This is a genomic window from Streptomyces ochraceiscleroticus (assembly GCF_000720485.1).
GTDB classification, from domain to species: Bacteria; Actinomycetota; Actinomycetes; order Streptomycetales; family Streptomycetaceae; genus Streptomyces; species Streptomyces ochraceiscleroticus.
This window is the reverse complement of sequence record NZ_JOAX01000044.1, coordinates 1-12,511: the sequence shown is the minus strand read 5'-3', so window position 1 is coordinate 12,511 and position 12,511 is coordinate 1. Positions and strand designations below refer to the sequence as shown.

Annotated in this window: 12 protein-coding genes and 1 pseudogene; 3 read left to right on the top strand and 10 right to left on the bottom strand. The window is 72.5% G+C overall.

The features are described 5' to 3' along the window. Positions 1 to 95 precede the first annotated feature (95 nt). Positions 96 to 941, bottom strand: a complete 846-nt coding sequence (locus IG84_RS0135140; protein WP_031066816.1) for a GNAT family N-acetyltransferase — start codon at positions 939 to 941, stop codon at positions 96 to 98. Positions 942 to 984: 43 nt separating this feature from the next. Further along, positions 985 to 1,767, bottom strand: coding sequence for an alpha-ketoglutarate-dependent dioxygenase AlkB family protein (locus tag IG84_RS0135135; RefSeq protein WP_031066814.1), 783 nt, complete (start codon positions 1,765 to 1,767; stop codon positions 985 to 987). Between the two features lie 361 nt (positions 1,768 to 2,128). On the opposite strand from IG84_RS0135135, the gene IG84_RS0135130 reads away from it, so the two are divergent. Then, a complete protein-coding gene (locus IG84_RS0135130; RefSeq protein ID WP_051862820.1) occupies positions 2,129 to 3,055 on the top strand; it encodes a carbohydrate kinase family protein in 927 nt (308 codons plus the stop codon). A gap of 18 nt (positions 3,056 to 3,073) precedes the next feature. Here IG84_RS0135130 and IG84_RS0135125 read toward each other — a convergent pair whose 3' ends face one another. Genes IG84_RS0135125 through IG84_RS0135115 form a run of 3 tightly spaced genes read right to left on the bottom strand, consistent with a single transcriptional unit; the run spans position 3,074 to position 5,106 of the window. Beyond that, entirely contained in the window at positions 3,074 to 3,961 is an 888-nt protein-coding gene (locus tag IG84_RS0135125) for an SAM-dependent methyltransferase (RefSeq protein WP_037801305.1), read from the bottom strand. Beyond that, entirely contained in the window at positions 3,958 to 4,233 is a 276-nt protein-coding gene (locus tag IG84_RS0135120) for a DUF397 domain-containing protein (RefSeq protein ID WP_031066902.1), read from the bottom strand. The genes IG84_RS0135125 and IG84_RS0135120 overlap by 4 nt, the downstream gene beginning before the upstream one ends. Positions 4,234 to 4,239: 6 nt before the next feature. Further along, a complete protein-coding gene (locus tag IG84_RS0135115; RefSeq protein WP_031066806.1) occupies positions 4,240 to 5,106 on the bottom strand; it encodes a helix-turn-helix domain-containing protein in 867 nt (288 codons plus the stop codon). A gap of 136 nt (positions 5,107 to 5,242) precedes the next feature. On the opposite strand from IG84_RS0135115, the gene IG84_RS0135110 reads away from it, so the two are divergent. After that, positions 5,243 to 5,686 carry an ATP-binding protein gene (locus IG84_RS0135110; RefSeq protein ID WP_245659711.1) on the top strand — a complete coding sequence of 148 codons (444 nt, stop codon included), beginning with the start codon at positions 5,243 to 5,245 and terminating at the stop codon, positions 5,684 to 5,686. 24 nt (positions 5,687 to 5,710) lie between these two features. Here IG84_RS0135110 and IG84_RS0135105 read toward each other — a convergent pair whose 3' ends face one another. Next, entirely contained in the window at positions 5,711 to 6,559 is an 849-nt protein-coding gene (locus tag IG84_RS0135105) for an SGNH/GDSL hydrolase family protein (protein WP_051862813.1), read from the bottom strand. A 319-nt stretch (positions 6,560 to 6,878) separates the two neighbouring features. On the opposite strand from IG84_RS0135105, the gene IG84_RS0135100 reads away from it, so the two are divergent. After that, positions 6,879 to 7,691: a tyrosine-protein phosphatase gene (locus tag IG84_RS0135100; RefSeq protein WP_031066797.1), complete on the top strand. Its 813-nt coding sequence runs from the start codon at positions 6,879 to 6,881 to the stop codon at positions 7,689 to 7,691. A gap of 53 nt (positions 7,692 to 7,744) precedes the next feature. On the opposite strand, the gene IG84_RS0135095 is transcribed toward IG84_RS0135100, so the two are convergent. From IG84_RS0135095 to IG84_RS0135080, 4 genes and pseudogenes are all read right to left on the bottom strand, one after another. Next, on the bottom strand, positions 7,745 to 8,905 hold the full coding sequence (locus tag IG84_RS0135095) for a serpin family protein (protein ID WP_051862819.1): 1,161 nt from the start codon (positions 8,903 to 8,905) through the stop codon (positions 7,745 to 7,747). 56 nt (positions 8,906 to 8,961) lie between these two features. After that, the gene (locus tag IG84_RS0135090; RefSeq protein ID WP_031066790.1) at positions 8,962 to 10,344 is read right to left on the bottom strand and encodes an aspartate aminotransferase family protein; all 1,383 of its coding nucleotides are present in this window, start codon (positions 10,342 to 10,344) and stop codon (positions 8,962 to 8,964) included. After that, entirely contained in the window at positions 10,341 to 12,254 is a 1,914-nt protein-coding gene (dxs, locus tag IG84_RS0135085) for a 1-deoxy-D-xylulose-5-phosphate synthase (protein ID WP_051862812.1), read from the bottom strand. The genes IG84_RS0135090 and dxs overlap by 4 nt, the downstream gene beginning before the upstream one ends. Before the next feature lie 49 nt (positions 12,255 to 12,303). Beyond that, positions 12,304 to 12,511 (bottom strand): annotated as a pseudogene (locus IG84_RS0135080) (flavodoxin-dependent (E)-4-hydroxy-3-methylbut-2-enyl-diphosphate synthase); the annotation flags it as partial.

The window sequence follows — 12,511 nt, the reverse complement described above, 5'->3', positions numbered from 1 at the left end:
GCCGGACGGCGGAGAACTCGCGGCACGCGGTGCCCGGTGTGTCGCCCGCGCCACATGAAGAGACCACCGCGACCGCCATCTGCAGCGCCCGGCCGTTACGCGAAGTCGTAGCGGCGGTGGTCGCCGACGGGCCGATAGCCGAGCCGCTCGTACAGAGCCGTGCTGGTGGGATTGGCGGTGTCCGCGAAGAGGAGCACCTGCTCGGCGCCGTCCGCGAGCGCGCCGCGCGTCACCGCGGCCGTGGCGCCCGCCGCGTAGCCGTTACGGCGCAGCGCGGGCGGGGTGTAGACGGGGCCGACCCTGGCCATGCCGCCGACCGTACGGGTGAGGCCGGCGAGGGATGCCGGGCGCCCGTCGGCCTCCCAGAGCGTGAGCCCGCCGTAGGACAGCCGGTCGTCGACCGCGCGGTCGTGTCCGTACGGCTCGCCGCCGCTCTCGCGCGCGAACGCGCCCCACCAGTCCACGAGGAGGCCGCGGTCGGCGGCGGTGGCGGCACGGGCGCTGCCGCGCGGCGCCGGGTCCGGCGGGGCCGGCTCCTCCAGGCGGTAGAGCCGGAGGTGCGTCCGGAGCCGCGCGGCGCGGCCCGTGCGGCGCTCCCAGGCGGCGGTGAACGCGTCGGCGGCGGGCCGCGCGCCGTTGACCCCGCCGACCGGCAGCGGCCCGGCGGCGAGGACGTCCAGGAGCTCGGCGGCGGCCCGGTCCGGCATCGGCGAGAGCACCGGCGGGCGCGGCGCGGTCCACAGAAACGCGCCCGCGGTCCGGCCGTCCGGGCCGCACCACCAGCCGTACCGGGGCGGCTCGTCGCCATAGGCCGCCGGGCCCGAGGCGGCCAGCGTGGCCGTGACCCCGAGGAGCACCGTGTGCTCGGCGGGGCGGGCGCGCAGGAAGCCGCCCGCGCTGGTCAGGAACGTGTCGAGGTCGTCCGTCGTCGTCCAGCTCATGCTCCAGCGTGCCGCCGGTTCCGGCGGGCGCGCATCCGGTTTTTCAGGGCCGCGGGGCGGGCCGGTCCAGGGCGCCGACGCGCAGCGTGAGGTTGACGCGGCCCTTCAGGCCGAGCGCCGCGGGGGCGGTGCCGGGTGCGGTGCGGGGTACGCCGTGGTACGCCCACCGGGACGGGCCGCCGAACACGAAGAGGTCGCCGCTGCGCAGCTCGGCATCGGTCCAGGGCCGGTTCCGGGTCTCGGTGTTGCCGAACCGGAAGACGCAGGTGTCGCCGAGGCTGACGGAGATCACGGGTGCGGCGGAGCGCTCGTCGATGTCCTGGTGCATGCCCATCCGGGCGTCGTCGCCGTAGAAGTTGAGCAGCGCGATGTCGTACGGCGCGTCGGGCGCGTACGGTGCCGCGCCGGCTCCGCTGCCGTACGCCGCCGTCAGCGCCCGGCCGGCGAGCGCGCGGAGCCGTTCGGGGAAGGGCTTCACGGGCGCGCCGTCGCCGTCCACGACGGTACGGGAGTAGGCGTAGGGGTAGGAGTGCCGGCCCGGGCAGTCGGGGTTCGCCCGGACCGCGCGGCCGCAGTCCGGGCAGCGGGGCACCGCGCTCCAGTGCCATCCCAGGCAGACCTGACGGACGGACATCACGCCGCCACCCGGGGTCCGCACGGTCCGCAGCCCGGCCGGCGGCCCGGCCCACTCCCGGCACGCCGCCAGCAGCTCCCGCTGCTCCTCCATGTCCAGCCAGTCCGGCACATGTACCGCGCCGGGCGCCACCTCCGTCCGCTCGCGCGGGAACACCTCGCGCGGGAACAGTCCGTCCGCTTCGCCCTCCATGTCTCCATCATCCCCCGGGCCGCGCGCCGTCGGGTATCGGCCAAGTGACGCCGCGCCCGGCGGACCGCGGAGGCGGGTCCCGCGGGCTGAGCAGCACGCGGAGACGCGCCCGCCGGGCGGACCGCACGGGGCGGGTGCGGCGCGCGGGCTGTCCGGAAAGCGGTGGTGGGAGCGGTGCCGGGCACGTCCCGGCGGGTGACGGGGTAGTGACTTGCCGTTGCGCGGGGTGCGTGGCGTCTACACTCCCCGAAGCGGCCCCAATGGGCCGTTATCGGTCTCACCAGCCAGGGATTCAAGGACACTTGTGACATTCCAGCAGGGACTCCACCAGGACACCCGGCCGACGCAGCCGTACGACGTGCTGGTCGTCGGCGGATCGGGTGTGGACACGATCGTCCGGGTCGGCGCACTGCCGGTTCCGCAGGCCGACTCCTTCGCCGTACCGCCGATCCGGGAATGGGCCGGGCATACGGGCACGGGCGTCGCGCTCGGCTGTGCGGCGCTCGGGCTGTCCACCGCGTTCGTGGACTTCATCGGTGCGGACCACGAGGGCGAGCTGGTCAGGGAGCGGCTGAAGGGCACCGGCGTCGACTTCGATCCGATGGTCTCCCCGCACGGGACCCGCCGCGCGGTCAACCTCGTCTCCCCCGACGGCCGCCGCACGTCCTTCTACGACGGCCGGGACCCGCTCGAACTGCGGATGCCGCCCGAGCACTACTTCCCGTACCTCCGCAGGACCCGGCACGTGCATCTGTCGATCATGCACTTCGCCCGCTTCCTCTTCGACGACATCGCGGAGCTGGGCGTCCCCGTCTCCACCGATCTGCACGACTGGGACGGGCTGGCCGACCACCACCGGGAGTTCGCGCTCCGCTCGGACCTGGTGTTCCTCAGCGCGGCGGGCGCCGGGGAGCGGATCGGCGCGGTGATGCGGGAGATCCTGCGCGAGGGCCGCGCCGAGGCCGTGATCGCCACGGCGGGCGCGGGCGGCGCGTATCTGCTCACGCCGGACGACTCCACGCCGCGGCACGTCCCCGCTGCCGTGCCGGCGGCGCCGGTGGTGGACAGCAACGGCGCGGGCGACGCCTTCGTGTGCGGCTTCCTGCACGGCCGGCTGGCCGGGCACGAGCTGGAGGAGTGCGCCCGGCTGGGTACGCTCGCGGGCGCGCACGCCTGTACGTCGGAGGGCACGCACACCGCACTCATCACGGCGAAGGAGCTGCGCGCGGCAGCGGCGGAAGAGGAGGAGCCCGCCGCTGAGCTGCGGGCCCCTTCGCTCACCCCGTGAGGTTCACCGCCGTGCGCTTCATCCCTTGATGCCCACCCCGCCGTAGAAGATCGTGTTGTTGATCTCTTCGGCGGTGGGCACGGGACCGTCCGGGCGCCACAGCGGTACCCGGACGACGCCCGGCTCCTGGAGCCGGAACGGGCCGAAGAGCCGCTCGACCGCGGCCCGGTCGCGGAGGTTGAGCGTGGCGGTGGCGTTCTTGTAGACGTTCAGGACGCCGTCCCGCGCCACCTCGTCCGTGCGGCCTTCCGCGTACTCCTCGTACGGCTCGCCCGTGGCGTGGGAGAGGATCAGCCGGCTGCCGGCGGGCAGCGCGTCGGCGAGCGCCGCGACCACCCCGGCCGGGTCCTCGTCGTCGCGCACGAAGTGCAGTACGGCGACGAGCAGCACGGCCACCGGCTGCGCGAAATCGATCAGCGAGCGGACCGCCGGGTCGGCGAGCAGCGTCTTCGGCGCGCGGACGTCGCCGAGGACGAAGCCGGTGCCCGGCGCGTTGGTGAGCCGGGCGCCCGCGTGGGTGGCCACGATCGGGTCGTTGTCGGCGTAGACCACCCGCGCGTCCGGCATCTCCTCCCGCGCCACCTCGTGGGTGTTGGGCGAGGTGGGGATGCCGGTGCCGAGGTCGAGGAACTGCCGGATACCGGCGTGTGCCGCGTCCCGGACGGCGCGCTGCATGAAGGCGCGGTTGGCGCGGGCGCTGTCGCGGACCTGCGGGTGGACGCGGATCACCTCGTCGGCGGCCTCGCGGTCGATCTCGTAGTTGTCCCAGCCGCCGAGGTAGTAGTCGTACATCCGCGCGGGATGCGGCTTACTGGTGTCGATCTCGTCCGCCGTGAAGCCCTGCTCCGCCGGAAGGCTGTGGTCCGCGAGCGGACTGTGCTCCGCCGGGAAGGTCCGGTCGCTCATGCGCTCCTCCGGTCCCCGCACACACAGGGCACCCCGTGCAGCAGGAAGTCCGCCTCGCCGGCCTTCGCGCCCCGGATGAAGCTCTCGATCTCGCCGCGGGTGTAGATCAGTGCCGGGCCGTTGGGATCGGTGGACTGACGCAGCGCCACCCGGCCGTCCTTGAGTCTCATCGCCTCGACGCACTCGCCGCCGTTGCCGCCGCTCCACGGCTTGTGCCAGCCCTCACCCAGTTCGTTGGCGGGCATGCCGTTGTAGATACGTGTGCGATCCATGGGGGGTTAGATCTCCTTGCGAAAGCCACTCAGAAGGGCTGCGGTGCGGTGTGCGGGCGCGGCCTGCGCGCACATCCGGTCCAGCGCCTCCAGGAACTGCGAGACATCGCCGCGCTGGTCGAAGTACACGGCGCCGACCAGGCTCTCCACGTACGCGATGTCGGGCAGCTCCGGGATGGGGAACCGGAAGATGTGGAACGGTCCGTACATGGCTGGGTGCGGGCCGGTGGCGAAGGGGATGATCTGCAGCCGTACGTTGGGCAGTTCGGTGGCCTCGATCAGCCGGTCGAGCTGCTCGCGCATGACGCCTGCGCCGCCGACCGGGCGGCGCAGCACCGTCTCGTCCAGCACGGCCCACAGCATGGGGGCGTTGTCGCGGCGGAGCAGCGACTGGCGTTCCATGCGCAGGGCGACGGAGCGGTCGATCTCCTCGGGGGCGGCGTGCGGCATGCCGGAGCGCAGCACGGCGCGCGCGTAGCCCTCGGTCTGCAGCAGGCCGGGTACATAGTGCGGCTGGTAGGCGCGGATGAGGTTCGCGGCGCTCTCCAGGCTGACGTACGCGCTGAACCAGTCGGGCAGTACGTCGCGGAAACGGTGCCACCAGCCGGGGCGGTTGGCCTCCCGGGCGAGTGCGATGAAGGTCTCGCTCTCCTCCGCGTCGGTGACGCCGTAGGTGGCGAGCAGCTTCTCCACGTACGGGATCTTCAGGCCGACTTCGGCCTTCTCCATGCGGCGTACGGTCGCGTGCGTGACGTCCAGTGCCTCTGCGGCCTGTTCGAAGGAGAGTCCGGCCTTCTCGCGAAGGTCCTGCAGCCTCTTGCCGAGGACTACCCGCAGGACGGTCGGAGCCCCGCCCGACCGTGCGTCCACCACTTGTGATCTCCTCCAACTGAGTTACGTGCTCAGCAGTGTGTCATGCCATCAGAAGCGCCAACAGACTGTCACGACGATTCTGCAATTTACAGGTTGGTCCTTGCCAACCTTGTTCAACATCGCACATAGTTGCGGAGTGCCTTCCTCCCACAACGCGGAATCGTTAAGGGGATGCGGCGGCGTCGCCGTCCAACTCCTCAGCGACGCCTTCCATTTGCCGGCGCTGCGCACCTCCGTTCCGGAGGCCCGCCGAAGAGTCACCACCGCGCTGCGGGCATGGGGCGTCACCGAGCAGTTGCGCGACGACGCCGAGCTGGTGGTCTCGGAGCTCTTCACCAATGCCGTGCGGCACACGGACAGCGAGCGGGTCTCCTGCGAGCTGACGCTCGACGGCGCGCGGCTGCGCGTGGCGGTCACCGACCAGGGGCACAGCGACTCCCGTCCGCAGGCCCAGCCGCGCAGCACGGACCGGGAGTGCGGGCGCGGCCTGCTGCTGGTCGGCGCGGTGTCGGAGGACTGGGGCGTACGGCCCGCCGACACCGGCCGGGGCCGGGTCGTGTGGGCGGACCTCGCGTACTAGCGGACCTCGCGCACCACTCGCGTACTAGCGGATCGAGGCGGCCGCCTGGGCGAGCGCTGCGGCGTCGGCCTCCAGCAGCGCCAGCTCGGGCCGCTTCGCCGTGACGCGGTCGCCCGAGGACTCGCCGCGCAGCCGCCGCCCGATCCACGGCACGAGGTGTTCGCGCGCCCAGTGGATGGTCTCGCGACGCGCGTCGGCCGCGCTGCGTGCGGCCTCCGGCGGCCAGGGCTGGTCCGGCTCGGCCGGCACGTCCAGGCCGAGCACCTGCCCCGCACGGAGCGCCACCCGGGTGTGCCCGTCGGGCGAGAGGTGCAGCCGGTCGTCGCTCCAGGCGCGGCGGTCCTGCACGGACTTCAGCGACCACAGGTCCAGGACCGGGCAGCCGTGCTGGTCGGCGATGGCCCGCACGTGGGCGGTGTACGTCGCGATCTTGCCGCGCAGGTGCTTGAGCACGGGGATGTCGCGGGTGTCGAAGCCGGTGCACACCAGGACCGTGCCGACCGACTCCTTGAGGTCGGCGACGGCGGCGGCGTAGCGCTCGGCGACGTCGTCCGGGTCGGAGCCGGGCCGGAGGATGTCGTTACCGCCGGCACAGAAGGTCACCAGGTCGGGGCCGAGCTCCTTCGCGCGCGGGACCTGTTCGGCGACGATCTGGTCCAGGAGGCGCCCCCGCACGGCGAGGTTCGCGTACCGGAAGTCGTGCTCCGGGCGGCGGTCGGAGAGCAGGACCGCGAGCCGGTCCGCCCAGCCGATGAACGTGCCGTCCGGACCGGGGTCGCCGACGCCCTCGGTGAAGCTGTCCCCGATGGCTGCGTACGACCCGAACGGGCCACTTTCTTCACTGCTGCTTATCTTCTTCGAATCCTCTGCCACGTCAGGACATACTTCACCTTCAGGAGTGACCTACGCCACCGTAACCATGGGTTGACGGCAGGTGATGATCGCCACTCAGTCAAATTCTGCCCAAGTCGGAATACAAGTGGACAGCAGCCCCACTCCGAGACGGACGCCGAGCAACGGCACCCGACCGCGCCGCCACCACATCCCGACCACATTCCGCCCGCGTCCCGACCGCATACGGTCACGATCAGTGGCCGGACGAGCTAGTTGCCTATTGCACCAGTGCCGTATGGTCGAAACAGCCCGCTCGCCGGCGAGCAGCGTCGGCGGCCGACGTAAAAGGAGCGCGCCCGTGACGACGCAGCAGCCGCCCCAGGTCCGGTCGACCGAGCCCCTGCTCACCGAGGTGCGCAACTTCCGGGACGTCGGCGGGCTGCCGACGGTCGACGGGCGGCGGGTGCGGCAGGGCCGGCTCTTCCGCAGCGGTCACCTGGCGCACGCCACGGAGGCGGACGCCGCCTTCCTCGGCACCCTCGGCCTGCACACCATCTTCGACTTCCGCAACGCCGCCGACATCAAGCTCGAGGGCCCGGACGTCACCCTCCCCGGCGTGCGGCACATCAACATCCCGCTCACCGACCCGGCCGACGGCGCGGAGTTCTGGGCGATGGTGCGCGACGGCGAGCTGGACCAGCTCCGTGCGGCGCTGGGCGACGGACAGGCAGCGGGCCGGATGGCCCGCACGTACCGGCACATCATCTCGACCCGCACCGCCGACCACAGCCGGGTGCTGCACTCCATAGCCGAGGAGAGCGTGCCGGCGCTGATGCACTGCGCTGCCGGCAAGGACCGCGCGGGCCTGTCGATCGCGATCACGCTGCTCGCGGTGGGCGTGGAGCGGGAGGCCATCGAGGCGGACTACCTGGAGTCCAACGACCCGCGCCGGCGGTACAAGGTACGCCGCTCCAACCGCTCGGCGGCCGGCATGTCCGAAGAGGTCATGGCGCTGCTCGCACCGCTCTTCGACGCCCGCGCCGAGTACCTGCACGCGGCCTTCGACACCATCGAGTCCACCTGGGGCTCCACGGAGACCTACCTCACCGAGGGCCTGAAGCTCACCCCGGAAACCCGCGGCCGCCTCCGGGAACGCCTGCTGGAGGACTGAGGGCCGCACGGCGGCACATCCGAAGGGCCGGTACCCCCAGAGGGCCCGGCCCTTCAGCGTGTGCCGGGGTCGGCCACCCAGCCGGCGGCGATGACCAGGCCCGTGGCCCGCTGCACGGCCAGGAAGCCGAAGGGGCGGTCGAAGCGGGCCTCGACCTGCCGGGCCCGATGTGACGGGGGCATCGGCGCGCCACCGGGCGCCGCGGCGACGGCGGTGACCGCGGCGGCGCGGAACCCCAGAGAGCCGAACGTAGCGGTGGCGGACTGGCGGGCCGCGGAGACCGCCAGCGGGTACGCGCTGATGCCGGGAAAGTGACCGTGTACGGCGTTCCGCGCGCTCTCCAGACCGAACAGCGCCGCGTGGTCGAGCAGGTCGTGTTCGGCATCGACCGTGAAGGCCACGGAACGGACCGCCAGAGTCGGCTCCGTGTCCCGGCTCGGCACGGTGGTGACGGTGACGCCCGGAGCGACCGCTCCCCCCTCGGGCAGCTCGTCCCCGTACGTGGTGGGACACGCGCCGCCCAGAGTCGCGATCCCGGCCTCCAGCACCTCTCCCGCCGAGCGTTCCTCGGGCCCGAGCAGGAGATGGACGTCGAGCCCCTCGTCGCCCTCGACCCGCAGCCGGGTGAGCAGGCCACACCGCGTGCCGTGCACCGCGAGGAGGTCGCCCAGGGGCCCGAAGCGCACCAGGCCGGCCAGCCGGCGCCCCGACCATGGTCCGGCCTGCGGATCGAGCAGGGTCTCGGTGAACGGCCACGCCCAGGTCGTCCGGGCCACCAGCGCGGAGGCCAGCACGAAAAGCGTGTCCCGGCCGATGACCGGCGGCATTTTGTCGATCATGCCCTCGGTACGCCGCGCGGCCCAGGCGTTCAGCTCCGCCAGGTCCGCCTCGACGTCCCCGGTGAGCTCCCCGTGGGTGTCCAGGGGCAGTTCGGCGCGCCACTCCGGGCGCAGCTCCAGCATGCGGCGGGCCCACAGGCCGACCGCCGTCCGGACGCCGGGCGCAGCGTCCAGCGCGGCCAGGACCTCCCGGCCCGCCGCGGCGGCGGATTCGGCGGGCACGCCCAGGGCGGCGGCCAGCTCCGCACGGGCCGGGCCGTGCGCCGGGCCCGCGAGCATGGCCAGCAGCGGCCAGACACCGGCCGCGGCAAGGACGGTGCCGCGCTCCTTGCCGCTGCCGTCCCCGGCCGCGGCCCGCGCCCAGCGCGCCGTCATCGTGTTCACGGCCCGTACCGTCGTCGGTGCGACCACCGTCCGCCCCCGTAGTCAGCTCATCTGTTCGCCATCGCCTGCTTCACCAGCGTCCGGCCGAAGTCCCAGATCAGGCCGCCGCCCGCGTGGGCGTCGTCCATGACGGCGGTGAAGGCCGCGACGAAGCGGTCCACCTCCGGCTCGCCGATGATCAACGGCGGGATCAGCTTAATGACTTCCAGGTGATCGCCGGAGACCTGGGTGAGGATGCGGTGCCGCTGGAGCAGCGGTACCACGACCATCTGCGCGAACAGGCCCTTGCGGGCCGCCTGGAGCATCGTCCAGCGGCTCCGCAGCCCCAGCGACTTCGGGCGGCCGAACTCGATGCCGATCATCAGGCCGCGGCCCCGCACGTCGTGCAGCAGCTCGTACTTCGGGATCAGCTCGGTCAGGCGGGAGCGCAGCAGGTCGCCCGTCGACCGCACTCCGGCGACGATCCCTTCGTCCTCCATGACCGTCAGGACCGCCAGCCCCGCCGCCATCGCCTGGGCGTTGGAGCCGAAGCTCGCGGAGTGCACCAGCACCCGGTCCATCGAGGAGTAGACCTTCTTGAAGACCGACTCCTTGCCGAGCGTGGCGCCGACCGGCACATAGCCGCCGGAGAGCGCCTTGGCCACGCAGACCAGGTCCGGTTCGACGCCGGGCTCGTGCTGGTACGCGAAGAAGTCGCCGGTGCGGCCGAGGCCGGTCTGCACCTCGTCGGCGATGAGCAGCGCCTTGTGCTTGTGCAGCAGCTCCTGTGCGGCGCGCAGGAAGCCGGGCGGGGTGGGGTGCACGCCCTTGCCCTGGATCGGCTCCACGACGAAGCCCGCCACGTCGCCGCGCCTCAGCTCCCGCTCCAGCGCGTCCAGGTCGCCCATCTCGATCGCGGTGTCCGGCAGCAGCGGCGCGAAGCCGTCGCGGAAGCCGGCCTCGCCGTTGACCGACAGCGAGCCGGTGGTCAGCCCGTGGAAGGCGTGCGTGCAGTACAGGATGCGCGGGCGGCCCGTCGCGTACCGGGCGAACTTCAGGGCCGTCTCGACCGCCTCCGTACCGCTGTTCCCGAAGAAGACCCGGTCCAGATGCGGCGCGTACCGGAGCAGCTTCTCGGCGAGCAGCCCCGGCAGCGGCGGGCAGTCGAAGCGGGTGAGGTCGGCGAGCCCGGCGTCCAGTACGTCGTGCAGCGCCTGCCGGACCACCGGGTGGTGCCGGCCGAGGCCCATCACACCGAACCCGGCGAGCATGTCCAGGTAGTCCTGCCCCTGGTCGTCCCAGAAGTACGCGCCCTCGGCCCTCTCGTAGACCTTGTCGAAGCCGATGGTGTGCAGCATCCGCGGCAACTGGTGGTTCAGGTACTTGGCGTGCAGGTCGTAGCGTTCGGCGCCGCGCTCGGCGAGCAGCTTGGTGAGGTCGAATCCGCTCATACGTCGTTGGTCTCCTTGACGACCGCGACGGCCGCCGCGCGGTCGTCCGTACGGGTCAGGCTCTCGGCGATGCGGCCCGCGATCTCCGCCGGGGTCAGCCCGATGTCGGCCAGCACCTCGCCCCGCTTGGCGTGCGCGAGGAACTGTTCGGGGATGCCGAAGGTGCGCAGCGGCAGGTCGACGTCGGCGTCGCGCAGCGCCTGGCCGACCGCCGCGCCGACGCCGCCGGTGCGGCTGCTGTCCTCCACGACGGCCACCGCGGCGTGGCGCGCGGCCAGCCGCGGGATCTCCGGGTCGACCGGCTTGACCCAGCGGGGGTCGATCACGGTGGTGCCGATGCCGCGCGCCGCGAGCAGTTCGGCCGTCGCCAGGCAGACCGGCGCCATGACGCCGACCGCGACCAGCAGCACGTCCTCCCGGTCGCCGCGGGCGAGGACGTCCACTCCCCCGACGCGTTCCAGCGCGGGGATCGGGTCGCCGACGGACTCCTTGGGGTAGCGCACGACGGTCGGCGCGTCGTCGACGTCGACGGCCTCGCGCAGCTCGGCGCGGAGCTGGTCGGCGTCGCGCGGCGCGGCGATCCGCAGGCCCGGCACGACCTGGAGGATCGACATGTCCCACATGCCGTTGTGGCTCGGCCCGTCGGTGCCGGTGACGCCGGCCCGGTCCAGGACGAAGGTGACCCCGCACTTGTGCAGCGCGACGTCCATGAGGATCTGGTCGAAGGCGCGGTTGAGGAACGTGGCGTAGACCGCGAAGACCGGGTGCAGGCCGCCGGTGGCGAGCCCGGCCGCGGAGACCGCGGCGTGCTGTTCGGCGATGCCCACGTCCCAGACCCGGTCCGGATACGCGGCGGCGAACCTGCCCAGTCCCACGGGCTGCAGCATCGCCGCGGTGAGGGCTACGACGTCCGGCCGCTCGGCCCCGATGCGGACCATCTCGTCGCCGAAGACGGAGGTCCAGGACGGCGGGCCGGGCGGCGCGACGGGCGCGCAGGTGAGCGGGTCCATCACGCCGACCGTATGAAAGCGGTCGGCCTCGTCCTCCAGAGCCGGCTGGTAGCCGCGACCCTTCTCGGTGAGGCAGTGCACCAGTACGGGGCCGTGGAAGCGGGCGGCGCGGCGCAGCGCGGACTCCACCGCCTCGATGTCGTGGCCGTCGATCGGGCCGACGTACTTCAGGCCCAGGTCCTCGAACATGCCCTGGGGCGCGAAGGCGTCCTTGAAGCCCTTCTTCGCGCCGTGCAGCGATCCGTACAGGGGCCTGCCGACGACCGGTGTGCGGTTCAGTACGTCCTTGCCCCAGGACAGGAAGCGTTCGTAGCCGTCGGTGGTGCGGAGGGTGGCGAGGTGGTCGGCGAGGCCGCCGATGGTGGGCGCGTAGGAGCGCTCGTTGTCGTTGACGACGATGATCAGCGGCCGGTCCTCGGCCGCGATGTTGTTGAGCGCCTCCCAGGCCATGCCGCCGGTGAGCGCGCCGTCGCCGGTGACCGCGACGACGTGGTCGCGCTTTCCCAGTACCTGGTTGGCCTTGGCGAGGCCGTCGGCCCAGCCGAGCACGGTGGAGGCGTGGCTGTTCTCGATGACGTCGTGGACGGATTCCTCGCGCGAGGGATACCCGGACAGGCCGCCCTTGCCGCGGAGCTTGGAGAAGTCCTGCCGGCCGGTCAGGATCTTGTGGACGTACGACTGGTGCCCGGTGTCCCACAGGATGCGGTCGGCGGGCGAGTCGAACACCCGGTGCAGGGCGATGGTCAGCTCGACCACGCCCAGGTTGGGTCCGAGATGGCCGCCGGTGCGGGCGACCGCCCGGATGAGGAACTGGCGGATCTCCGCGGCCAGTTCGCCGAGGCGGTCGGTCGGCACCTCCTTGAGGTCCTGCGGTTCCCGGATGTATTCGAGCATCGACATGCTGGGTCCCCCTCCTCTTTGTTCTGCCGACGGAGCCGTCGGGGTTCGTTCAGCCGACGGTGACGTCGGGGGCGCCGGTCGCCGCTCCCTCCGCCGCCATGCGTTCGGCGATCTTCATGGCCTCCTCGATGAGGGTCTCCACGATCTTCGACTCCGGGACGGTCTTGATGACCTCGCCCTTGACGAAGATCTGCCCCTTGCCGTTACCGGAAGCCACACCCAGGTCGGCCTCGCGGGCCTCACCGGGACCGTTCACG